The organism is Mycobacterium sp. 134, assembly GCF_048282715.1.
Taxonomy (GTDB): domain Bacteria; phylum Actinomycetota; class Actinomycetes; order Mycobacteriales; family Mycobacteriaceae; genus Mycobacterium; species Mycobacterium septicum.
The window spans coordinates 3,997,333-4,019,535 of the sequence record NZ_JBLVUN010000008.1; the positions used below are offsets into that span (position 1 = coordinate 3,997,333).

The 22,203-nt window shown below is 65.7% G+C and carries 20 protein-coding genes; 4 read left to right on the forward strand and 16 right to left on the reverse strand.

Going from position 1 to position 22,203, the window contains the following annotated elements:
* Window positions 1–8: 8 nt before the first annotated feature.
* The 5 genes from ACNQVK_RS23850 to ACNQVK_RS23870 form a co-directional block, all read right to left on the reverse strand.
* Window positions 9–1,298 carry a M16 family metallopeptidase gene (locus tag ACNQVK_RS23850; protein WP_418034288.1) on the reverse strand — a complete coding sequence of 430 codons (1,290 nt, stop codon included), beginning with the start codon at window positions 1,296–1,298 and terminating at the stop codon, window positions 9–11.
* A gap of 29 nt (window positions 1,299–1,327) precedes the next feature.
* On the reverse strand, window positions 1,328–3,592 hold the full coding sequence (locus ACNQVK_RS23855; RefSeq protein ID WP_273732228.1) for a polyribonucleotide nucleotidyltransferase: 2,265 nt from the start codon (window positions 3,590–3,592) through the stop codon (window positions 1,328–1,330).
* Window positions 3,593–3,885: 293 nt separating this feature from the next.
* Window positions 3,886–4,386 carry an LppU family putative lipoprotein gene (gene lppU / locus ACNQVK_RS23860; RefSeq protein ID WP_407939257.1) on the reverse strand — a complete coding sequence of 167 codons (501 nt, stop codon included), beginning with the start codon at window positions 4,384–4,386 and terminating at the stop codon, window positions 3,886–3,888.
* A 10-nt stretch (window positions 4,387–4,396) separates the two neighbouring features.
* Window positions 4,397–4,666 (reverse strand): 30S ribosomal protein S15, encoded by a 270-nt coding sequence (rpsO, locus tag ACNQVK_RS23865; protein WP_055113116.1) that lies wholly within the window; start codon window positions 4,664–4,666, stop codon window positions 4,397–4,399.
* A 120-nt stretch (window positions 4,667–4,786) separates the two neighbouring features.
* Window positions 4,787–5,773, reverse strand: coding sequence for a bifunctional riboflavin kinase/FAD synthetase (locus ACNQVK_RS23870; RefSeq protein WP_044517712.1), 987 nt, complete (start codon window positions 5,771–5,773; stop codon window positions 4,787–4,789).
* Window positions 5,774–5,853: 80 nt separating this feature from the next.
* Between ACNQVK_RS23870 and mntR the strand changes: the two genes are divergently transcribed.
* The 3 genes from mntR (at window position 5,854) to ACNQVK_RS23885 (ending at window position 9,036) form a co-directional block, all read left to right on the forward strand.
* Window positions 5,854–6,579, forward strand: a complete 726-nt coding sequence (mntR, locus tag ACNQVK_RS23875; RefSeq protein ID WP_418031493.1) for a manganese-binding transcriptional regulator MntR — start codon at window positions 5,854–5,856, stop codon at window positions 6,577–6,579.
* Window positions 6,580–6,652: 73 nt separating this feature from the next.
* Window positions 6,653–7,822 carry an LLM class flavin-dependent oxidoreductase gene (locus ACNQVK_RS23880; protein WP_418031494.1) on the forward strand — a complete coding sequence of 390 codons (1,170 nt, stop codon included), beginning with the start codon at window positions 6,653–6,655 and terminating at the stop codon, window positions 7,820–7,822.
* The gene (locus ACNQVK_RS23885; RefSeq protein ID WP_418031495.1) at window positions 7,819–9,036 is read left to right on the forward strand and encodes an SfnB family sulfur acquisition oxidoreductase; all 1,218 of its coding nucleotides are present in this window, start codon (window positions 7,819–7,821) and stop codon (window positions 9,034–9,036) included. The genes ACNQVK_RS23880 and ACNQVK_RS23885 overlap by 4 nt, the downstream gene beginning before the upstream one ends.
* Window positions 9,037–9,040: 4 nt before the next feature.
* On the opposite strand, the gene ACNQVK_RS23890 is transcribed toward ACNQVK_RS23885, so the two are convergent.
* The 10 genes from ACNQVK_RS23890 to ACNQVK_RS23935 all read right to left on the reverse strand — a co-directional run bounded on the left by ACNQVK_RS23890 (window position 9,041) and on the right by ACNQVK_RS23935 (window position 19,030).
* The gene (locus ACNQVK_RS23890) at window positions 9,041–9,889 is read right to left on the reverse strand and encodes an SDR family oxidoreductase (RefSeq protein ID WP_418031496.1); all 849 of its coding nucleotides are present in this window, start codon (window positions 9,887–9,889) and stop codon (window positions 9,041–9,043) included.
* Window positions 9,886–11,499: an acyl-CoA synthetase gene (locus ACNQVK_RS23895; protein WP_418031497.1), complete on the reverse strand. Its 1,614-nt coding sequence runs from the start codon at window positions 11,497–11,499 to the stop codon at window positions 9,886–9,888. The genes ACNQVK_RS23890 and ACNQVK_RS23895 overlap by 4 nt, the downstream gene beginning before the upstream one ends.
* The gene (locus ACNQVK_RS23900; RefSeq protein ID WP_418031498.1) at window positions 11,496–12,329 is read right to left on the reverse strand and encodes an alpha/beta fold hydrolase; all 834 of its coding nucleotides are present in this window, start codon (window positions 12,327–12,329) and stop codon (window positions 11,496–11,498) included. The genes ACNQVK_RS23895 and ACNQVK_RS23900 overlap by 4 nt, the downstream gene beginning before the upstream one ends.
* The gene (locus ACNQVK_RS23905; RefSeq protein ID WP_418031499.1) at window positions 12,326–13,576 is read right to left on the reverse strand and encodes an acyl-CoA dehydrogenase family protein; all 1,251 of its coding nucleotides are present in this window, start codon (window positions 13,574–13,576) and stop codon (window positions 12,326–12,328) included. Before ACNQVK_RS23905 ends, ACNQVK_RS23900 begins: the two co-directional genes overlap by 4 nt.
* On the reverse strand, window positions 13,573–14,445 hold the full coding sequence (locus ACNQVK_RS23910) for an SDR family oxidoreductase (protein WP_418031500.1): 873 nt from the start codon (window positions 14,443–14,445) through the stop codon (window positions 13,573–13,575). The genes ACNQVK_RS23905 and ACNQVK_RS23910 overlap by 4 nt, the downstream gene beginning before the upstream one ends.
* 2 nt (window positions 14,446–14,447) lie before the next feature.
* Window positions 14,448–15,335 (reverse strand): MaoC/PaaZ C-terminal domain-containing protein, encoded by an 888-nt coding sequence (locus tag ACNQVK_RS23915; protein ID WP_418031501.1) that lies wholly within the window; start codon window positions 15,333–15,335, stop codon window positions 14,448–14,450.
* Window positions 15,332–15,772, reverse strand: coding sequence for an SRPBCC family protein (locus ACNQVK_RS23920; RefSeq protein WP_418031502.1), 441 nt, complete (start codon window positions 15,770–15,772; stop codon window positions 15,332–15,334). Before ACNQVK_RS23920 ends, ACNQVK_RS23915 begins: the two co-directional genes overlap by 4 nt.
* 33 nt (window positions 15,773–15,805) lie before the next feature.
* Window positions 15,806–17,011 (reverse strand): lipid-transfer protein, encoded by a 1,206-nt coding sequence (locus tag ACNQVK_RS23925; RefSeq protein ID WP_418031503.1) that lies wholly within the window; start codon window positions 17,009–17,011, stop codon window positions 15,806–15,808.
* 125 nt (window positions 17,012–17,136) lie between these two features.
* Window positions 17,137–17,718 (reverse strand): TetR/AcrR family transcriptional regulator, encoded by a 582-nt coding sequence (locus ACNQVK_RS23930; protein WP_418034290.1) that lies wholly within the window; start codon window positions 17,716–17,718, stop codon window positions 17,137–17,139.
* Between the two features lie 256 nt (window positions 17,719–17,974).
* Complete coding sequence (locus ACNQVK_RS23935; RefSeq protein ID WP_418031504.1) at window positions 17,975–19,030, reverse strand: AraC family transcriptional regulator ligand-binding domain-containing protein; 1,056 nt, start codon at window positions 19,028–19,030, stop codon at window positions 17,975–17,977.
* A gap of 101 nt (window positions 19,031–19,131) precedes the next feature.
* Between ACNQVK_RS23935 and ACNQVK_RS23940 the strand changes: the two genes are divergently transcribed.
* Entirely contained in the window at window positions 19,132–20,454 is a 1,323-nt protein-coding gene (locus ACNQVK_RS23940; RefSeq protein WP_418031505.1) for a cytochrome P450, read from the forward strand.
* A gap of 76 nt (window positions 20,455–20,530) precedes the next feature.
* Here ACNQVK_RS23940 and ACNQVK_RS23945 read toward each other — a convergent pair whose 3' ends face one another.
* Complete coding sequence (locus ACNQVK_RS23945; RefSeq protein ID WP_418031506.1) at window positions 20,531–22,201, reverse strand: GMC oxidoreductase; 1,671 nt, start codon at window positions 22,199–22,201, stop codon at window positions 20,531–20,533.
* Window positions 22,202–22,203: the final 2 nt, after the last annotated feature.

The following is a 22,203-nucleotide window of genomic DNA, read 5'->3' on the forward strand; positions in this document are numbered from 1 at the left end:
GTAGCGGGTCAGCCGGCGATAGTTTGAAGCCGTTGCGGCAGAGTCTTTTTCGAACGATATGGACCGAGAACCGCGGCACCGTAGTCACGAGACAGCAACTGGTGAGCCACCGCGTTGACCTCTTCGAGAGTAACCGCCTCGATCTGGGACAACGTGTGATCGATGGTCCGGTGTTCACCGTAATTGAGCTCGCTACGCCCGATCCGGTGCATGCGCGAACCGGAATCCTCCAGCCCGAGCACCAGCCCACCACGCAACGAGCCCTTGGCGATGCGGCATTCGTCGGCGGTGATCCCGTCTCTGGCAACGCCTTCCAGAACATCGGTGGTAACCCGGACCACTTCTTCGAACCGTTCCGGCTGACATCCCGCATACACCGAGAGCGCCCCGCTGTCGGCGAAGGTGTCGACCGTCGAGTACACCGAGTAGGCCAGGCCGCGGGACTCCCGGATCTGTTGGAAAAGACGCGAACTCAGGCCACCGCCGAGCGCGGTGTTGAGCACCGACAGCGCCCACCGGTGTTCCCAGTGCCGGCCCGGCGTGCGAACGCCGAGCGACACGTGGCTCTGCTCCCCGTCGCGATCGACCACGAGCAACGACGGTTTGCCGCCGACCCGTCCCGCGCCCTTGCGCGGAGCCACTGCGGTGCGCCCGGCTTCCAGCCGCGGACCGAAATGCTGTCGCACCAAGGACAACACGACGTCGTGGTCGATGTTGCCCGCCACCGCCACGATCATCCGCTCGGGCGTGTAACGACGGACGTGGAACGAGTGCAGCTGCGCGCGCGTCATCGTCTCGATCGACTCGACGCTGCCGATCACCGGACGTCCCACCGGGTGATCGCCGAACATCGCCGAGAGGAAGACGTCGCCGAGGCTGTCCTCGGGGTCGTCATCGCGCATGGCGATCTCTTCGAGAACGACGTCGCGTTCCACCTCGACATCCTCGGTGGCACAACGACCCCGCAGCACGACGTCGGCCACCAGGTCGACCGCGAGTTCCAGGTCGGAGTCGAGCACGTGTGCGTAGTAGCAGGTGTGCTCGCGGGTGGTGAACGCGTTCAGCTCACCGCCGACGGCATCGACAGCCTGAGCTATCTCGACTGCGCTACGCGTCGGGGTGGCCTTGAACAGCAGGTGTTCCAGGAAGTGGGCGGCACCCGCGACGCTTCGTCCTTCGTCGCGGGAGCCGACACCCACCCAGACCCCGACGGATGCGGAACGCACCGACGGGATGTACTCAGTGACCACCCGGAGTCCGCCGGGAAGATCGGTCCGGCGGACATGTGTGGTGTTCAGTGCAGACGCCTTGTGTCGAGCTGAGGTGATCAGGACTCGGCAGCGGCTGCGGCGTCGGCCGTGGCCGGGGCGCCGTCGGCAGCCTTGTCGCCACCGTCGGCCTGCTCTGCTGACTCCTCATCGACGAGCACCAGCGAGATCTTGCCGCGGTTGTCGATATCGGCGATCTCGACGCGCAGCTTGTCGCCGACCTTCACCACATCCTCGACCTTGGCGATGCGCTTGCCACGCCCCAGCTTGGAGATGTGGACCAGGCCGTCACGACCCGGCAGCAGCGACACGAACGCGCCGAAGTCGGTGGTCTTGACCACGGTTCCGAGGAACCGCTCACCGATCTTGGGCAGCTGCGGGTTGGCGATGGCGTTGATCTTGTCGATCGCGGCCTGGGCCGCCTCGCCATTGCTGGCGCCGACGAACACGGTGCCGTCGTCCTCGATGGAGATCGACGCGCCGGTCTCCTCGGTGATCGAGTTGATCATCTTGCCCTTGGGCCCGATGACCTCGCCGATCTTGTCGACCGGCACCTTGATCGTGGTGATCCGCGGTGCGTACGGGCTCATCTCGTCGGGCGCGTCGATCGCCTCGGCCATCACGTCGAGGATGGTCAGACGCGCGTCCTTGGCCTGCGCCAGCGCACCGGCCAGCACCTTGGACGGGATGCCGTCCAGCTTGGTGTCGAGCTGCAGGGCAGTGACGAAGTCCTTGGTGCCTGCGCACTTGAAGTCCATGTCGCCGAAGGCATCCTCGGCGCCGAGGATGTCGGTCAGCGTCACGTAGCGGGTCTCACCGTCAACCTGGTCGGAGACGAGGCCCATGGCGATGCCGGCCACCGGCGCCTTGAGCGGCACACCGGCGTTCAGCAACGACAGAGTCGAGGCACACACCGAGCCCATCGAGGTGGAGCCGTTGGAGCCAAGGGCCTCCGAGACCTGACGGATGGCGTACGGGAACTCCTCGACGCTGGGCAGCACGGGAACCAGGGCCCGCTCGGCCAGCGCACCGTGGCCGATCTCGCGGCGCTTGGGCGAACCCACGCGACCGGTCTCACCGGTCGAGAACGGCGGGAAGTTGTAGTGGTGCATGTAGCGCTTGCTGGTCTCGGGCCCGAGCGAGTCGATCTGCTGGGCCATCTTGACCATGTCCAGCGTGGTGACACCCATGATCTGGGTCTCGCCGCGCTCGAACAACGCGCTGCCGTGCGCCCGCGGGATGATGGCCACCTCGGCCGACAGCGCACGGATGTCGGTCACACCACGGCCGTCGATACGGAAGTGGTCAGTCAGGATGCGCTGGCGCACAAGCTTTTTGGTCAGCGAGCGGTAGGCCGCGCCGATCTCCTTCTCGCGGCCGGCGTAGGTCTCGCCCAGACGCTCGAGCACCTCGACCTTGATCTCGTTGGTGCGGTCGTCGCGCTCGTGCTTGCCCGCGATGGTCAGTGCCTCCGACAGCGCGTCGGTGGCAACCGCGGCCACGGCGTCGTAGACGTCCTCGGCGTAGTCCGGGAACAGCGGGTATTCGGCGATCTCCTTGGCGGCCTTCTCGGCCAGCGCGGCCTGGGCGTCGCACAGCGTCGCGATGAACGGCTTGGCAGCCTCCAGGCCCTCGGCGACGACGGCCTCGGTGGGAGCCTGCGCGCCGCCGGCGACCAGCTCGATCACGTTCTCGGTGGCTTCGGCCTCGACCATCATGATCGCGACGTCGTCGCCCACCTTGCGGCCCGCGACGACCATGTCGAAGACAGCCTTCTCCAGCTGCTCGACGGTCGGGAAGGCGACCCACTGGCCATCGATCAGGGCGACGCGCACGCCGCCGACCGGACCCGAGAACGGCAGGCCGGAGATCTGGGTCGACGCCGAGGCGGCGTTGATGGCCAGCACGTCGTACAGATCCTTGGGATCCAGGCTCAGCACGGTGACCACGACCTGGATCTCGTTGCGCAGACCACTGACGAACGACGGGCGCAGCGGCCGGTCGATCAGGCGACAGGTCAAGATCGCATCGGTGGAGGGACGGCCCTCACGCCGGAAGAACGAGCCGGGGATCCGGCCCGCGGCGTACATCCGCTCCTCGACGTCGATGGTCAAGGGGAAGAAGTCGAAGTGATCCTTCGGCGTCTTGCTGGCGGTGGTGGCGCTCAGCAGCATGGTCTCGTCGTCGAGGTAGGCGACGACGGAGCCGGCGGCCTGCTGGGCGAGCCGCCCGGTCTCGAAACGGATGGTGCGGGTGCCGAAGCTCCCGTTGTCGAGGGTTGCGGTGGATTCGAACACACCGTCTTCAAGTTCAACTACAGACATAGAGTCCGTTGGCCTCTTTCGAATTCATTCAACTGTTTTCGCGGCGTCACGGTGGCGATACGCCACGGGCCCTGGTTACGGCTACGGCCGTCGATCGAAGCGGCCGGATGGACCCCGGCAACGGGGTTCCGGCAGCCACTACCGAAGACCGCCCGACCAGGCGGGCCCGATATGACTCGCAGGAACAACGCCCACGGTTCGCGGGTGCCGCACCTGTGTTCAGCGCAGATTTCTGCCGCTGAACGACCTCATGTTACACGGCAGCAACAGCATGACCGCCATCGCAGACCTGCTTAGGAGACGTCCTCCACACATACGGTGAACTGGCGTTCCGAGTAGGCGTAGCCCACTCCGCTGGCGCACTGATCGACGTTCGACACCCCGCGGAGGACCTCGGTGGCCCGTTGCCGGTGCGGCGCAGACGAATCCGCGCAATCCACCCGGTACGGGTCCTTGTCGTTCTCCGGATCGATGCTCATGCAGGTGCCGGTGATCCAGTCGATGTCCAGACACAGCGTCTGTGTCTCGTCGTCGAATGCGCTGCGCACCGAGTAGTAGGTGTCGACGTCGCCGGGGCACTGATCGCTGTCGGTGACCGTGGAGATCACCTTGTAGTTCGATGCGTCGCTGCCGCACTCGGCCCGACTGGCGTCCGGGCGTTCGTACGTGCCGCTCATCTTGAGGCAGTCCCCTGCCTTCATGTCCGCGGCCGCCGCGGACGAGCATGCCGTCAAACCGGCGATGAAAAGTATCGCGGCTGCCCCGATAGGGGCAGCCGCGGAAAGTGGTGGCATCGACGCCGCGTCAGCGACGCAGCCCGAGGCGCTCGATCAGCGAGCGGTAGCGCGCCACGTCAACCTGGGCGACGTACTTCAGCAGCCGGCGACGACGGCCGACGAGCAGCAGCAGGCCGCGACGCGAGTGGTGGTCGTGCTTGTGCTGCTTGAGGTGCTCGGTCAGGTCCGAGATCCGCTTGGTCAGCAGGGCGACCTGGGCCTCCGGCGAACCGGTGTCGGTCTCGTGCAGGCCGTAGCTGGTCAGGATTTCTTTTTTCTGCTCGGCAGTAAGCGCCACGAAAGTAACTCCATCATTTCAGTCCCGCGAACATATTCTCGGCACAGCCACCGCGGACTGCAGCATGCACCGGATCGGCCGAAAGTCTAGCAGTTTCTGCTGCGCAGCCAGAATCGCGTGCTATTGCGCAGCCAGAATCGCGCGGGCCCGGTCGGTGTCGGCCTCCATGGCCACGACCAGATCCTTCACCGATTCGAACTTCTCCTGACCCCGGATCCGGGCCACGAAATCGACCGCGACGTGCTGCCCGTACAGGTCGGCGTTGGTGTCCAGCACGAACGCCTCGACCGTGCGAGTCCGCCCCGAGAACGTCGGGTTGGTGCCGACCGAGACGGCGGCCTCGTACCGCTCGCCGGGGATGACGGTGCCCATCACGGGGCCGTGCCCCAGCACCGTGAACCAGGCGGCATACACGCCGTCGGCCGGAATCGCCGAGAACATCGGCGGCGCCACGTTGGCCGTCGGGAAGCCCAGTACCCGGCCGCGCCCGTCGCCGCGCACCACGACGCCCTCGACGCGATGGGGACGGCCCAGGGCTTCGGTGGCGGCCACCACGTCGCCGGCGTCCACGCAGGACCGGATGTAGGTCGACGAGAAGGTGACCCGCTCATCGCGATGCTCGGCATCGAGCGTTTCGGTCACCAGCGACATGCTCTCGACCGCGAACCCGAAGCGTTCCCCGGCCGCGCGCAGCATCGCGACGTTGCCCGCCGCCTTCTTGCCGAAGGTGAAGTTCTCCCCCACGACGACCTCCACCACATGCAGGTCTTCGACGAGCAGTTCGTGGATGTAGCGCTCAGGGGTGAGCTTCATGAAATCCGAGGTGAACGGCATGACCAGAAATACGTCGACGCCGAGTTCCTCGACCAGCTCGGCCCGCCGGGTCAGCGTCGTCAACTGCGCCGGATGACTCCCCGGAAACACCACCTCCATCGGATGTGGGTCGAAGGTCATGAGAACCACCGGTACTCCGCGTGATCGGCCCGCTTTCACCGCATGGCTGATCAACTCCGCGTGTCCACGGTGAACCCCGTCGAACACCCCGATGGTGACTACACACCTGCCCCAGTCCGTGGGGATCTCGTCCTGCCCACGCCAGCGCTGCACGCAATCAGCCTACGACCCGAAGGCGGCACGGTCGCCTCTAGATCCCCCGATCAGGTGATGATTGCCTAAACTTTCCTACTGTGAGTCCCGACGGTAACCATCAAGACCTCTCCACGGTTGCCCAGGACTATTTGAAAGTCATCTGGACAGCCCAGGAGTGGTCTCGCGAAAAGGTCAGCACGAAACTGCTGGCCGAGCGGATCGGCGTGTCCGCATCCACGGCCTCGGAATCGATCCGCAAACTCGCCGACCAGGGCCTGGTCCACCACGAGAAGTACGGCGCGGTGACCCTGACCGATGCGGGCCGGCGCGCGGCGCTGGCGATGGTGCGTCGGCACCGGCTGATGGAGACCTTCCTGGTGCAGGAGTTGGGCTACGGCTGGGACGAGGTGCACGACGAGGCCGAAATCCTCGAGCACGCGGTGTCCGATCGGATGCTCGACCGCATCGACGCCAAGCTGGGCCACCCCACCCGCGATCCGCACGGCGACCCGATCCCGGCGGCCGACGGCCAGGTGCCGACCCCGCCCGCCCGCCAGCTCTCGGCGTGCCAGGACGGCGACGCGGGCACGGTGGCCCGCATCTCCGACGCCGATCCGGAGATGCTGCGCTACTTCGACAGCGTCGGCATCAGCCTCGATTCCCGGGTGCGGGTACTGGCGCGACGTGATTTCGCCGGCGTGATCTCGGTGGCCGTACAAAGCCCGGGTACGCCCGGCGACGCGGCCACCGGCGGAGACGACGCCAGCGTCCAGGTCGAGCTGGGCAATCCGGCGGCCGAGGCGATCTGGGTCGTCGCGAGCTGACGACACGCCGAAGCCGATCACGGCGATTTTTACCCGTGCGCTCTGGCCGATCCGGCACCAAGATGACCTGTTCGTGACTGTCTCTCTGCACTGGTTCCTTCCCACCTACGGCGACAGCCGACTGATCGTCGGCGGCGGCCACGGCACGCCCGCGGGCGCCGCCGGTGGCGACCGTGAAGCCTCGATCGACTACCTGGCCTCGATCGTCCGCTCGGCGGAGCGGTTCGGTTTCACCGGCGCACTCATCCCGACCGGTGCCTGGTGCGAGGACGCGTTCATCACCGCGGCGCTGCTGGCCCGCGAGACCACCTCGCTGGCATTCCTGGTGGCGTTCCGCCCGGGCCTGGTCAGCCCGACCCTGTCGGCACAGATGGCCGCCACGTTCGCCCGGCACGCACCGGGACGGATCCTGCTGAACGTCGTCGTCGGAGGCGAAGCGCACGAACAGCGGGCGTTCGGCGACCACCTGGACAAGGACGCACGGTATGCGCGCTGCGACGAGTTCCTCGACGTCGTGCGGCGGTTGTGGGCCGGCGAGACGGTGACCCACAAGGGCGAGTACATCGACGTCGAGGAAGCCTCGCTGGCCCTGCCACCCACCCCGGTTCCACCGCTGTACTTCGGCGGCAGCTCGCAGGCAGCCGGCCCGGTGGCGGCCCGGCACTCCGACGTCTATCTGACCTGGGGCGAGCCGCCGGCCGCCGTACGGAAGAAAATCGAATGGATCCGGGCACTCGGCGAGGAGCAGGGCCGCAAGCTGCGTTTCGGCATCCGCCTGCACACCATTTCCCGGGACACCTCCGAGGAGGCGTGGGCCCAGGCCGACCGGCTGGTCGCCGCCCTGGACGAGGAGACCGTCGCAGCGGCACAGGCCGGGCTGGCCCGCAGCCAGTCCGAGGGCCAGAAGCGCATGCTGGCCCTGCACGAGGCCAACCGCACCAACGGCACCTGGAGTGACGCCCGCAGCCTGGAGATCGCCCCGAACCTGTGGTCGGGCGTCGGATTGGTGCGCGGCGGTGCCGGAACCGCTCTGGTGGGCAGCCATACCGAGGTGGCCGACCGGATCGCCGAGTACGCCGAGATCGGCATCGACGAGTTCATCTTCTCCGGCTATCCGCATCTGGAGGAGCTGTTCTGGTTCGGCGAGGGGGTGGTGCCGATCCTGCGCGAGCGCGGTCTGTTCGGCGGAGGCGACCAGGCCGCCGCCCCGACCTCGATCCCGTTCGTCGGCGCACCGCGATGACCGATCTGGCCGGTGCCACCCGCATCTCGTCGACGGAAGCCGCACTGGCCGCCGCGACGCAGCTGTCCAGATCGTTCGCCGAGGGGGCCGGTGCCCGCGACGCGCACCGGATCCTGCCGCACGAGCAGGTGCAAACGCTCAAGGAATCCGGCCTGCTGGCACTGACCGTGCCCGCCGAGCACGGCGGGCCCGACGTACCCGTCGCCGTACTCGCCGAGGTGTTCCGCCTGCTGGCACACGGTGATCCGTCCATCGGTCAGATCCCGCACTCACATTTCACGTTCCTGGAGGCGCTGCGACTGCAGGGCACGCCGGCACAGCAGGCGTACTTCTACGGGCTGGTGCTGGACGGGGCGTTGTTCGCCAATGCCCAATCCGAACGGGGTCCGCACCCCATCGACGTGGACACCACGACGCTCACGCTGGCCGACACCGGGTATGTCCTGAGCGGCCGCAAGTTCTACTCCACCGGCGCGTTGTTCGCCGACTGGCTGATCGTGCGGGCCTCGCTGGCCGATGGTTCGGGACAGGTGCCGACGGCGACCACACCCAAGGCGATCGCGTTCGTTCCGCGCGATGCCCGCGGGGTGGAGGTCGTCGACGACTGGGACGGCATGGGCCAGCGGACCACCGCCTCGGGCACCGTCACCCTCGACGCCGTCGAGGTGCCGGCGGCACATGTGGTCGAGTTCAGCCCGATCTTCACGCGCCCCACGGTGTACGGGGCCCGAGCCCAGGTGCTGCACGCGGCTCTCGACGTGGGTATCGCCACGGGCGCGCTGGAGGAGGCGGTGCGTCAGGCCGCCAAGGCCCGGCCACATTTCGAGGCCGCGGTGTCCAGCGCCGTCGAAGACCCGACCCTGGTGCAGGTGGCCGGTGAGCTGACGGTGACGGTGCGCGGTGCGGAAGCGCTTCTCGTCGAGGCGGCCCGCCAGGTCGATGCGGCCCGAGCCGATCTCACCGAGGACAGCGCCGCGGCCGCCTCGATCGCGGTGGCGATCGCCAAGGTGTCCGCCGCGCGGGCCGCGGTGCAGGCCGGCAGCGCACTGTTCGAGTTCGGCGGGACCCGCAGCGCCTCGGCGTCCGGCAACCTGTCGCGGTACTGGCGTGACGCCCGCACCCACACGTTGCACGACGCCACCCGGTGGAAGGTCCGTCACATCGGCAACTACACCCTCTCAGGCACGAAACCGCCTCGCCACGGCCAGCTTTGAGAGCTCAGGACCGGAGCCGCCGGTGATAGGCCTCTCGTGCGCCGGGGTCGACGTGGGTGAACGCGGTGTCGAAATGCGCGGCGTGGGAGAGTCTGTGCCGCACTCTGTCGGGTAGACCGGACGCGATCTTCATCACCACTCCGAGAGTTCGCGGTACCGCAACCCTGGTCCGGTGACTCCCCACCGCGGCCACGATCGCGGCCGCGACATCGTCGGGCTCCACCTCCGAGATCGGCCGAATCCATTTCGGAGTGCTGTGTCCGGCAGAGAGTTCGGTGTGCACGACACCCGGCAGCACCGCGGTGACTCCGATGCCGTCCGCCGCAAGCTCGAGGTGAAGTGTCTCGGAGAACCCGACGACGGCGTGCTTGGTCGCGCAGTAGGTGGCCAGGCCCGGAAACGCGCTCACACCGGCCAATGACGCGACGTTGACGATGTGACCGCCTCGTCCGGCCATCCGCTTCGCGGCGATCTTCGATCCGTGAAGGACACCGCAGAGGTTGATCGCGACCATGCGGTCGGTCATGTCGTCGGTCTCGTCGGCGAACTTGCCCGTGGGCATGATGCCGGCGTTGTTGACCAACACGTCCAATGGACCGAACCGATCTTCGGCGGCATCGAGGAACGACGCGAACGATGTCCGGTCGGTGACGTCGAGCGGCAGCCCGCAGACCACACCCCCGGTCGCCTCGGCGAGTTCGACCGCGGTCGTCGCGACCAGGTCTGCATCGACGTCGCCGAGTGCGACCCGCGCACCCGCCCGTAGGAACTCGGCTGCAGACGCCCTGCCGATTCCCCTGGCTCCCCCGGTGATCGCTACCACACGGCCACCTTGGTATGCGGTCGTCTTCATCGAAACTCCTCCCGCAATACGCCTTTGAGGACTTTCCCCGTCTCGTTGCGCGGCAGGGCATCGACGAAGATCACGTCCCGGGGCACTTTGTGCCGGGCCAGCCCCGCACGTACATACGTCCTGACGCCATCGGCATCCAGATCAACATCCGGATTGCGAACCACGAATGCGCGCAACCGTTTTCCGAAGTCATCGTCGTCCACGCCCAGGACACACGACTCGACCACCGCGGGGTGATCGGCGAGCAGGTTCTCAACCTCGAGCGGGAAGACGTTCTCTCCTCCGGAGACGATCATGTCGTCGTCACGACCGTCGACGAACCACAGCCCGTCAGCCGTGAAATGGCCGGTGTCCCCCGATGACAACAGACCGTCGACGATCTCCTTGTGGCCACCGTCGGTGTATCCCGAGAAGCTGAGCCCACTCGAAACGAAAAGCGTTCCGGTCCGCCCGGGTTCGGTGATCCGGCGGCGTCGGTCGTCGTAGGCGGCCAGGGTGCATCCGACCGGCGGGCGTCCCACGGTGCCGGGTGCGACGCGCAACTCCCTCGGGGTGGCGACAGCGGCCACGGCGACCTCGGTGGACCCGTAGAGGTTGTAGAGCACGTCGCCGAAAACCTCCGCGGTGCGCCGGCACAGGTCTGGGGACAGCGCCGATCCGGCCGCGAAAATCACTTTCAGGGAAGAGGTGTCGTAGCGGGCCAGCACGTCGGGTCCGAGGTCGAGGATGCGTTGCAGCATCGTCGGCACGACGATGAGCGCGCTCACCCGGTGACTTTCGATCGACGCAAGCGTTTCCTCTGGGTCGAACCGGCGCATCAGCACGACACGGTTGCCCAGGACAAGCCCGAGCGAACACGTGGCCAGGCCGGTGGCATGGAACATCGGCGCCGTCACGCAGTAGGCGCCGCCCGCAGGCCACGGGATCCGGTCGAGCAGTTGAGCGGATTGCAGCGGGCTCACCTTGTTTCGCGGCGCCCCTTTGGGCGTTCCGGTGGTGCCGCTGGTCAGCAACACCATCCCGCCGGTGCTGGCCGGGGCGGGCAACGGATCAGTCCACTCGTCCCCTGCGATGGTGTCCAGAGTCGTAAGCGTCGTCGCGCCATCGGCCCATCCGACGATGCGCTCGATGTCGTCCGGCAACACGTCGAGCAGTGCGGAGAACTCCTGATCGGCCACGACCGCGGAAACATGCTCCCGGGCACAGACATCGGCCAGCTGCGGCGCGGCGAATCCGGTGTTGAGCAGGACCACCCTGGCGCCGGCCTTGCCCGCCGCTGCCAACGCAAGCATCAGCCCGCGATGATTGCGCTCGAGGACTCCGACTACCTTACCGGCACCGATGCCTTTGCGGGAAAGCCCACGAGCCAATGCATTCGACGTTCGTTCGAGATCGCGGAAGCTCAGCGTTCCGGCTTCGTCCACAAGCGCGGTCGCGTCACCGTAGCGCGAGGCGGTGTGGGTGATCAGACCGCCGAATGACCCGTACTTGCGGATGGCGTGAGAAGCGCGGACGGCTTCGACGGGATTGCCCAGATCGACCAGACCGCGCCGTCGCAGAACCAGAGCCGCCGCAATGACATCGCGTAGCTGACACAGTGGACCCATCATCCGGGCGCTCCGATACCTGTGATGAGCCGAACCACCGAATCGGGATCGTCGAGTTGGGGGCAATGACCGGATCTGGACAGCACGACGAGCTCACTTCCTGGAATCTGTTGGTGCAGTGCCTGACTGGCATGAACCGGGATTATTCGATCGCGTGCGCCATGTACGACCACGGTTGGACAACCGACGCGGACGTCACGGTGGGTACCCAGGGCTTCATGGGCATACCGGAAGGCGTCCCGACCCAACGTCGCCACATCGGACGCCCCCGACACCAGGCCGGACCAATATGCCACGACCTCGGGATCCGCGGCTATCCCAGGGCCGTAGAGCACCCTCGGCACAGTTTTCATCGTGAGCCGGCGCAGCGTGCGCGCCGGAACCGGGATGCGGGCGACGCATGACCAGAATCCGTCTGGGACAACCCGATTTCGGGCCAGTTTGGCAATCCAGTGGCGTGCGTTGAGTGGATCATCCAGGGCAACCAATGCGGCCACCAGGTCGGGATTGCGGGTCGCCGCGCGGACCGCAGTCGCCGCGCCGAGCGAATTGCCGACCAGAATCGCAGGTCCGCGATCGGCAAGGAGTGCGTCGGCGAACGCATCGAACTGCGGAAGCAGTGGACCGGGGCGGCGGAGATCTGCCCGACCGAAGCCGGGCAGATCGACCGCAAACGCCTGGCGTCCCAATGCTTCCAGTCGCGTGAGCACCGCGCGCCAGGTGTCGGCGCTGTCGGCATAGCCGTGTAGCAGAACCACCGGGGTTCCGTCGCCCGGCACCGACAACACCCTGGTGCCGACCCCGTCGATCGTGGCCCGGCTTTCGGCGATCATCCCGCGAGCAGCCCCTTCGCGATATGCGTCACCTGCACCTCGTTACTGCCCGCGTAGATCATCAGCGACTTGGCGTCCCGCGCAAGCTGCTCGACGCGGTATTCGGCCATGTAGCCGTTGCCGCCGAACAGCTGGACGGCTTCCATTGCCACCTCGGTCGCGGCCTCAGAGGAATACAGCTTGATCGCCGACGCCTCGGAAAGTGTTGGGAGCGAGCCGTCTTTCAGCCGTTCCAGAGTTTGGAACACCATGTTCTGCACGTTGATCCGGGCGATCTCCATCTTGGCCAGCTTCAGCTGGATCAGCTGGAATGACGAGATGGACTTGCCCCACAACATGCGCGTCTTGGCATAGTCGAGAGACAACCGGTGACACTCGTTGATGATGCCGAGCGACATCAGCGCCACACCAACCCGCTCAGCCGCGAAGTTGGCCCGCGCACTGTCACGTCCATCGCCGCCGGAGTGGGATTCGGTCTCCCCCAACAACCGATCGGGGCTGATCCGCACGTTGTCGAAGAACAACTCACCCGTGGGTGAGGACATCATGCCCATCTTCTTGAACGGTTTGCCCTGGGTCAGGCCCGGCATCCCGGATTCCAGGACGAAGGTGAGCACGGGGCGGTCCCGCCGGTCAACCGATGGATCACCCTCGTCCAGCTTGGCGTAGACGATCAGCACATCGGCGAAGGGACCGTTGGTGATAAAGGTCTTCTGCCCGGTGAGCAGATAGTCGCCTGTGCCATCTGGGGCACGTCTGACATACGTCTTCATCCCGCCGAACGCATCCGACCCCGCATCCGGCTCCGTGATCGCCCAGGCGGCGACCTTGTCGAGTGTCATCAGCTCGGGCAGCCACCGCTCCTTCTGCGCCAGCGTGCCGCGGCTCATGATGGTCGCCGCCCCTAGCCCCAGGCTGACACCGACGGTGCTGAGCAGCCCGATACTCACCCCGGCCAGCTCGGAGACCATGACCGCGGCCATTGACACCTGCTCGCCGAGACCACCGATGCCGCCGGATTTCTGCCGGTTCTCGCCGGATCCGCGCTCGCGCTCCTTGTCGAGCATGGTCTTGACGGCTTCGGCTGCCATGACGTCGAGACCGAACTCGCTGAACAGTTTGCGGGCAAACGGGTATGGCGACAGCTCACCGCTCTCCAGCCCGTCGAGGTGCGGCCGGATCTCCTTGTCGATGAACTCGCGCACCGTGTCGCGCATGATGATGTCGGTGTCGGACCACTCGATCATGACGGCAACCGCCCGGCGATATCGTCGATCTGCCACACTCCGTCGGTCTCGATGGTCTCGACGTCGTGCCAACCCGCCAACTGCGAGATTGCCCCGCCCTGAACGGCATACACCCGACCGGTGACCGGGCACTTCTCCGTCGCGAGGTAGGCGACGAGCGGTGAGATGTTGGCCGGGCTGAACAGGTCTGCCTCTCCCTCATCCTCGGGTTCGGCCATCAGCGCACCCATCCCGGGGGTGGCCAGGGTGAGCCGGGTCCGAGCGATCGGCGCGATCGCATTCACCCGGACGCCGTAGCGTTCCAACTCATCGGCGGCTACCAGGGTCATCGCGGCGATCGCCGCCTTGGCCGATCCGTAGTTCACCTGGCCGGCATTGGGGATCGTCGTGCCAGAACCCGATGCCGTGTTGATCACCGAGGCGATCGGCTGATCGCCCGCCTTCGACTGTGCCTTCCAATACTCGGCCGCATGTCGCAGCACCGAGAAATGCCCCTTGAGATGCACCGCGATCACCGCGTCCCAATCGGACTCGGCCATCGTCGGGATGAACCCGTCCCGCAGGATTCCGGCGTTGTTGACGACGACGTCGAGTCGACCGAACTCGTCGATCGCCTGTTGAACCAGGGATTTCGCGCCATCCCAGGTCGCCACGTTCGCGGTGTTGGCCACTGCGTTGCCGCCGGCGGCCTCGATCTCGGCCACCACCTCGTGGGCCGGCCCGGCGTCTGCGCCCTCACCGGCATTGCTGCCGCCCAGATCGTTGACGACGACGCTGGCGCCTTCCGATGCGAACAGCCGTGCGTGTTCACGGCCGATGCCGCGGCCCGCGCCGGTGATCACCGCGACGCGTCCTTCCAGTGCACCCATGGTTATGTCTCCTCTGCTATTTCGGCCAGGCCGTCGGTGATGACGAGATCGGATCCTCGTGCGGTTTCGAACGCGTAGGACGTGATGCCGTCGGCCGACCCTTTCTGCCAGATACGGGTTTCAAGGTCATCGCCGGGAAGCACCATCTTCGAGAACCGCACGGCAAACCTCTTGAGCCGGTTGACATCCGCCCCGGTAACCTCGGTGAGCACGGCCCATGACGTGAACGCCATGGTGCACAGACCGTGCGCGATGATTCCGGGCAGACCGGCGTCGCGCGCCACCTCCTCGTCGAGGTGGATCGGCATGGGGTCACCCGAGGCGGGGCTGTACCGAAACGTCTGATCGTCGTCGACATGCTGGACGACGGTGGCAACCGGGGCCCCGGCACGCAATGTCTCATCGAACCGGTGACTCGGGCTCAACTCCCCCATCGTCTTGCCGGCATCGAAGCCCCGCACGAACGTGGTGACGTACTGTTCGTTGACCAGTTCGCCGTCTTCTGTGCGGCATTCGAGATATATCGCTGCCCGGGTGCCGTTGTCCAGGCCTTCGTAGCCGATCATTTTTCCGCGTGACACCAACTTGTCGCCGGGCCGGATCGGCCGGTGGAAGTGGAAGTCCTGTTCGCCGTGCACGACCCGCGGGATGAGTTCGACCGGCAGCACGTCGACTGCGGGCACCAGCAAGGCCTCGAACACCGGAACGATCGCGAACACCGGAGGGGCCACATCGCCGGAGCGGTGCGCCGGGATCGGATCATTGGTGGCTGCGGCGTATTCGGCCAGTCGCTCACGAGTGACCTCGAACCGTTCCTCATCGGTCCAGGTGTTCAGCCCGCTGTCGTCGAAGACCAGTTCTTCGTCTGTGGCCTTGTTCGCGGCGGTCATGCCGACGCCGATGCCAGCGCGTCGAGTGCATCGAGGCTCTTGTCGAGCTGTTTGACACCGTCCTTCTCCACGGCCTTCGCGAGCGCGCCCTTGACGAGCGCTCCTTCGAAGTCACCACTGACGGTGAACCGAGATCCGGTGTCGATCGGGTCGATGGTGAACGCGAACTTCGCCTTCACCCCGGCCATGCCGGTGCCGGAAAGCACGAGGCTGTTGGGCGCGTCGACAGATTCGATGGTCCAGTCGATCTTGTTCGCCATGCCCAGCATCACGATCTTGGCGCTGAGCTTCGCCCCGGCGGTCAACGTGGCGGGCGGCTCCTCGAGCCACTTGTCGTGGACGGTAAACCACTTGTCCCAGGTCTGCGGATCCGACACGGTCGCCCACAGCGCGTCCGGTCCGGCCGCCAGTTCACGGGTTGCTTCGATGTGTCCCATTATCGTAACTCCTTGTGTTGTCGGGTTTTCCGGTCAGCGCTCGGCGCGCTGGTAGGCGGTCACGACTGCGGCTCCGCCGAGTCCGATGTTGTGTTGCAGTGCGGCGGTGACGCCGTCGACCTGACGTTTGTCGGCGGTGCCCCGCAGCTGCCAGGTCAATTCGGCGCACTGGGCCAGGCCGGTCGCGCCGAGAGGATGCCCCTTGGAGATCAGCCCGCCGGACGGGTTGACCACCCACCGCCCGCCGTAGGTGGTGTCACCGTTGTCGATCAGCTTCGGTGCCTCGCCCTCGCCACACAGGCCCAGCGCCTCATACAGGAGGAGTTCGTTGGCTGAGAAGCAGTCGTGCAGCTCGATCACCTGAAAATCTTCGGGCCCCAACCCGGATTCGTCGTAAACCTGCCGAGCGGCAGCGACATTCATGTGATGCCCGATCAACGCCTTGCAGGTGCCGTCGAAGCTGTTCTCGAAATCGGTGGTCATCGCCTGGCCGACGATCTCCACGGCCCGGTCTGCCAGGCCGTGCTTGTCGACGAAGTCCTCACTGGCCAGGATTGCCGCTCCGGACCCATCAGAGGTCGGTGAGCACTGCAGCTTGGTCAGCGGGTCGTAGATCATCCGCGCACCGAGGATGTCCTCGAGGCTGTACTCGTCCTGGAACTGTGCGTACGGGTTGTTGACCGAATGCTTATGGTTCTTGTACCCGATCTTCGCGAAATGCTCTGCCGTGGAGCCGTATTGATTCATGTGTTCGCGGCCTGCCGCGCCGAACATCCACGGCGCGGGTGGAAACAGTACCTCGGAGATCTCCGCGAGGGCCAGGAAATGCTTGGCCATCGGCTGCTCGCGATCGTCGTAGGTCGACCCGAGGGAACCGGGCTGCATCTTCTCGAACCCCAGCGCCAGGGCACAGTCGGCCAGGCCGCTACGCACCGCGCGTGCCGCGAGGTACAACGCGGTGGAACCGGTCGAACAGTTGTTGTTCACGTTGACGACCGGTAGACCCGTCATCCCGAGCTCGTAGACCGCCCGCTGACCCGACGTCGACTCTCCGTAGACATAGCCAACATAGGCTTCCTGAACCTCGCGGTATTCAATCCCCGCGTCCGCCAATGCTTTCGAGCCAGATTCGCGCGCCATGTCGGGGTAGTCCCACGCCGACCCGTCGTCGTTGGTCCGGTGGCCGGGTTTCTCGAACTTCGTCATCCCGACACCGATCACATACACCTTGTTGGGCATCAACACCCTCTCTTTCTGTGCGATGAAAAAAACATACCAACCTGTTGGTATCTTAACAAGAGGGCCGACGGACCCCTTCAGAGTCGTGAATGAACTATCGAGAACAGGCCGCAGTGCGGCCGGGGCTACGACGAGATTTCAGCACTCAGGGAGTCGGAGATCATGCGGCGCAAATGCACACACACGCGGTCCCAGCGTTTCCTGGCCCGCTTGGGGTCGCGATCGGCGAAACTCGACAACAGGATCCCCCGCAGCGCATCCATGGCCGTATAGGCCAGGTCGCGCAGTTCCTTCTGTGCGACCCGGTCCGGGACCAGCTGCGCAAGCGCGCCGACCAAGGCGCCGGTCACGATCGGTTCGACGCGCTCGATCTGCGCGGCTAACACTTCATCGGTGCGCGCTGCCACCCAGAGTTCAAGTGTTGCAACGAAAACGGGTCCCTGATGCGATTCCCACAGATAGTCGAGCACCATCGAGGCAGCGTCGGGGCTCGCCGTCACCCGACCGAGATCGCGGACCGCAGCCTGCGCACGCTGCTCCGCAAGATGCTCGATCGCCGCCACCACCAGGTCTTCCTTGGACCGGAAGTGGTGAACCTGAGCACCGCGAGTCACACCGGCGACCTCGGCGACCCGCTGCGTGGTGGTACCCGCGTAACCGTAGGTGACCAGGCATTCCACGGTGGCGTCCAGCAGCCGGCTGCGCATCGCGGCGCTGCGTTCGGCCTGCGTGCGCCGCCTGGCTTGCCCGTCCCCGCGCGCGGTCACCGTTGCATCTTACGTCGTTGAATTGCCGGAACGGCTCAAGTAACCAGCAAATCGGCATTTAAATTGCATGCTGATGGCCGCGAACGACACTTCCACCGAACAGCATGGGTCGCGTCGAGCAGCGCCTCACACGCCAGAATCGTCGGACCGGTAGCGACATTCGCCGCGATGGCCACCGATGCGTTTGAACAAGCGGTCACCGGGCATGGGGCTCACCGAGACCGGCTCGGCGCCGACGGTACTCGGTGGGGGCGACGCCGAACCAGCGTGAGAACGCGTGGTTGAACGCAGCGGTCTCGGCGTAACCGAGTCGGCGGGCGGCCTCCTCGACGGTCAATCCGACCTGTGACAAGAGTTCGGTCGCCAATGACGCCCGCACCTCGTTGGTGAGGGCACGAAATGTCGTGCTTTCTGCGGTAAGCCGGCGACGCAGGGTGCGCGGGTGCAGATGCAGGGCGGATGCAACCTCATCCAGGCCCGGCATGGCGCCGGGCGAGGACAGCAATTGCGAGCGCACGAGCGCCGAGAACCCGTGTCGGAGATTGCGTCGTGCCACAATCTGCTCGCATTGGGCGACACATTCGGCGAGCGTGTGCTCATCAGCCTGCGGCAACGGCTCATCGAGCAATGCGCTGGGAAAGCCCGTGACGGTGCGCCGGCATCCGTAACTGACGTTGCGGATTCCCACCGCCTCGAACAACGGGCGCAGGTATTCCTCGTCGGCGGCGACTTCGACGTGCATCTCACCGACATAGCGGGCAAGTACCGGGTAAACGAAGGTTGGCACCGTCGCGACGATGGCCGCGACGTCGCGTTCGACGAAGAACCGCCGCACATCCTCCGGAAGGTGGTCGGCATCCAGGGCAACGTCGCACCGGATGGGTTGTTCCATCAACGTCATCGACACGTGCAACGTCGTCAGCGAGAAGAAACGCAGTCCTACCGAGATCAACTCGCGCAGAGTCCCCGATGCCATTGCGGCAAATCCGAACATGCCGAGGTTGGTCAGATTGATCCGAGTTCCGACCGCGACACCCAGGCCCGGTGGATCAGAAGCGATTCGAATCAGATTGCGCGCCATGGTGATCTCGTCTTCGCCGCAGACTTCGAACTCGGGATCTCTCAGGTCGGCGGGTGCGACTGACGTACCGACGAGCACACCGTCAACATCGAGGCCCATCTCGGCGGCCACCGCGCAGATGTGACGCGCAGCCACCGCGGGGCGCCGAACCTGAGCGCTGTGACCGGTCATCGCGCTGAAGGTATCAACCGTGGCCGCCGGTGTCCGGAATTATCAAGCTTCTGTCCCAATGCCTCATTCCGCCTGTGCCCGACGCTTCCTACTTTGGGGATATGACGATGCGAAGCGATATCCGGTTGGCCGGCAGATACGGGCCGCTGATCGCCAGGACACTCGCCGGCAACTTGACCCGAGAGGCTGTGACGCGAGTCAGGAACAGGTCCATCCCGACCGGGGTGGATCTCACCGATTTCGATCCGTTCGACCCGGCCACGGCCGCCGATCCCTACCCACGCTACCGAGAGTTGCTCGCCGGAGCACCAGTTCATTACAACCCGAGACGCGATATCTACGTACTGACCCGGTACGCCGACGTTCGGGCCGGCGCACGCGCCGACAATGTGCTGTCCAGCGCGGAGGGAGTCACCTACGGCCGGATCCGGCTGCCGGTGCTGCTGATGACGGACGCACCGGAACATACCCGGATGCGCAAGCAGGCATTGCCGGGCTTCACCCGTGGCTCCCTCGAGTCATGGCAGCCGATGATCGACCGCCTCGCCCGAGACCTGGTCTCACAGATGTCCACCCGAGGTACCTCAGAGGTCGTGTCAACACTGGCCGTGCCGATGCCGATGGCAATGATCTCGCACATCCTGGGCATCGCCGAGGAAGACCAGTCTGCGTTCCGCGACTGGTCCAACGAGGCGATCCGCATTGCGGACGTGAACTTCACCTGGTCGGGACTGGCCGAAATTGTGCCGACTCTCAATGGTTTCCGTCATCTGTATGACTTCTTCACCGACCGGCTCGGCCGGGGCGAGCTACTCGACGAGAACACCGTGCTTGGTCGATTGACCCGGCGCACCGACAACGGCCGGCCGGCCGGGCAACTCAGCGACGAGGAGTTGTTCTTTGTCGCGGTGCTGCTGCTACTGGCCGGCAATGAGACCACTACCAACCTGCTTTCCACCTTGTTCCTCACCCTGGCCCAGCACCCCGACCAGCTGGATGTCCTGCGCCGGCATCCCGACCTGATCCCGTCCGCCATCGAAGAGCAGTTACGGTTTCTCTCCCCTATCCAAAGCTTCTACCGCACAGCACGTGTCGACTACCAGGTGGGCGATGTCACGATCCCGGCGGGTTCGCGGGTGCTGCTGGCGTGGGGTGCGGCCAACCGCGACCCGCGCCAGTTCGAGGATCCGGACGTGTTCCGGGCCGACCGAAATCCCACCGGGCACGTGGCCTTCGGCTCGGGCGTGCACCTGTGCCTCGGAGCTCAGTTGGCCCGCCTGGAGGGCCAGGCAGTGCTGCGCGAAATCGTCGACCAGGTCGACCGGGTCGAAGTGGCCGGAACACCCATCTGGACCACCAACCCCAACCTGCGCGGACTCTCCCGACTCGACGTCACGCTCACCAGAGGGGCAGCGGCGGCCTGACCGGTGGGTGATAGATAATCCGTGAACCGAGGATGCCGTCCAGGCTGTCTTCGTCCTAGACGGTGGGTCACTGATCTCAGGATCTGACAGGCAGCCTCAGCGCACCCAGCGCGTCCTGCGGAACGACTGGATGTTTCGGCGTGACTGGCATGACCCTTTGGTAGGGCTCACCGAGGCCGGGGCGTGGATCAGGCTCACCCTTGTTGGGCCAGAATGCCATTGCCCGCTCGGCCTGCGCTGTGATGGTAAGCGACGGGTTGACGCCGAGATTGGCGGTGATCGCCGATCCGTCGGCGATATGCAATCCGGGGTGGCCGAACACGCGCTGGTACGGATCGACCACACCCTCGTCGGCCGACGTGCCGATGACGCATCCGCCGATGTAGTGAGCGGTGGTCGGGATGTTGACGACGTCGTTGACGCCGCCTTCCGGGTCGCCCTCGATCTTGTCCGCGAAACGACGGGCGATGTCGTGGGCCAACGGAATCCACTCCGGGTTGGGGTCGCCGCCGCCCTGCCTGGTGGTCAGCCGTCCTCGACGAAGGTATGACGTCAGCGAGTTGTCCAGCGACTGCATCACGAGCAGGACCACCGCCTTCTCGGATGCCCTGCGTGCGTTCTGGGTGCGCAGGAACACCAGCGGCCGTCGTGCCGCAGCAAGCAGGAAACGCAGCAGACGGTATGGGCCACCATCGATGAGCGGAACCGTCAGAACGGTGATCGCATTCTGGCCCTTGCCATACCGGCATACCTCGACGTGAGTGTTGGGTTCGGGGTGGATCGACGAAGTGATGGCCACCCCGCTGGCGAAGTCCGTGCGGGTGCGGCTCCGTGCGCCGAGCACGGCCTCGGAGTTACTGCGGCTGAGCTCACCGAGACGAGGAGACAAATGCGGCAGGATCCCGTTGTCGCGCATCGTGTGCAGCAGTTTCTGGGTGCCCAGCGCGGCAGCGGCGAGCACCACCTGGCGGGCGGTCAAAGTCCGCTTGCCCCGTCCGGTCACGCCGGTCGAGCGGCGCGTATCGACCGCATAGCCGCCTTCCGGAAGTGGCCGGACAGCCGTCGCGGTTGTCAACGGGATGACCTGTGCCCCGGCTTGTTCGGCCAAGTAGAGGTAATTGCGGGTAGTCGTGTTCTTCGCGTTGTGCGGGCAGCCGGTGAAGCACCGCGCGCAGTGGGTACAGCCCGCCCGCTGCGGACCCACACCACCAAAGTAGGGATCATCGACCGGCTCCCCTTCACGGCCCTCGTTGAAGAACACGCCGACGTTCGTCGCATGGAACGTGTCGGCCACCCCCAGGTCTGTTGCGACGTCCAGCAGGATTTCATCGGCTGAGGTAGTTCGAGGGTTCGCCGCAACGCCGAGCATTCGTTTGGCCTGGCAGTAGTACGGCGCAAGTTCCGCGCGCCAGTCGGCGATGTGCCCCCACGCCACGTCGGTGTAGAAGTCCGGCAACGGCTCGTACAAGGTGTTGCCGTAGACGATCGATCCCCCACCGACGGCTGCGCCGCTGGCCACCATGCACTTACCCAACAGCGTGATCCGCTGCGGTCCCGTCCAGCCGAGGCGCGGTGCCCAAATCGATTTCCGGACATTCCAATTGGTCCTCGGCAGATCCTCCGGATCCCACCGCCGTCCGGCTTCGATCACACCCACGCGGTAGTCCTTCTCGGTCAAACGCAGGGCCGCAACACTGCCTCCGAAGCCAGAACCGATGACCAGGACGTCGTAATCGAACTCATCCATAT

Coding starts and splice junctions, on each gene's coding strand:
- ACNQVK_RS23895 (WP_418031497.1), bottom strand. CDS start 11,499: ATGATGGGTCCACTGTGTCAGCTACGCGATGTCATTGCGGCGGCTCTG.
- ACNQVK_RS23900 (WP_418031498.1), bottom strand. CDS start 12,329: ATGATCGCCGAAAGCCGGGCCACGATCGACGGGGTCGGCACCAGGGTG.
- ACNQVK_RS23915 (WP_418031501.1), bottom strand. CDS start 15,335: ATGACCGCCGCGAACAAGGCCACAGACGAAGAACTGGTCTTCGACGAC.
- ACNQVK_RS23885 (WP_418031495.1), top strand. CDS start 7,819: ATGACCGATCTGGCCGGTGCCACCCGCATCTCGTCGACGGAAGCCGCA.
- ACNQVK_RS23945 (WP_418031506.1), bottom strand. CDS start 22,201: ATGGATGAGTTCGATTACGACGTCCTGGTCATCGGTTCTGGCTTCGGA.
- ACNQVK_RS23925 (WP_418031503.1), bottom strand. CDS start 17,011: ATGCCCAACAAGGTGTATGTGATCGGTGTCGGGATGACGAAGTTCGAG.
- ACNQVK_RS23930 (WP_418034290.1), bottom strand. CDS start 17,718: ATGCGCAGCCGGCTGCTGGACGCCACCGTGGAATGCCTGGTCACCTAC.
- ACNQVK_RS23910 (WP_418031500.1), bottom strand. CDS start 14,445: ATGGGTGCACTGGAAGGACGCGTCGCGGTGATCACCGGCGCGGGCCGC.
- ACNQVK_RS23940 (WP_418031505.1), top strand. CDS start 19,132: ATGACGATGCGAAGCGATATCCGGTTGGCCGGCAGATACGGGCCGCTG.
- ACNQVK_RS23890 (WP_418031496.1), bottom strand. CDS start 9,889: ATGAAGACGACCGCATACCAAGGTGGCCGTGTGGTAGCGATCACCGGG.
- ACNQVK_RS23855 (WP_273732228.1), bottom strand. CDS start 3,592: ATGTCTGTAGTTGAACTTGAAGACGGTGTGTTCGAATCCACCGCAACC.
- ACNQVK_RS23920 (WP_418031502.1), bottom strand. CDS start 15,772: ATGGGACACATCGAAGCAACCCGTGAACTGGCGGCCGGACCGGACGCG.
- ACNQVK_RS23935 (WP_418031504.1), bottom strand. CDS start 19,030: ATGACCGGTCACAGCGCTCAGGTTCGGCGCCCCGCGGTGGCTGCGCGT.
- ACNQVK_RS23905 (WP_418031499.1), bottom strand. CDS start 13,576: ATGATCGAGTGGTCCGACACCGACATCATCATGCGCGACACGGTGCGC.
- lppU (WP_407939257.1), bottom strand. CDS start 4,386: ATGCCACCACTTTCCGCGGCTGCCCCTATCGGGGCAGCCGCGATACTT.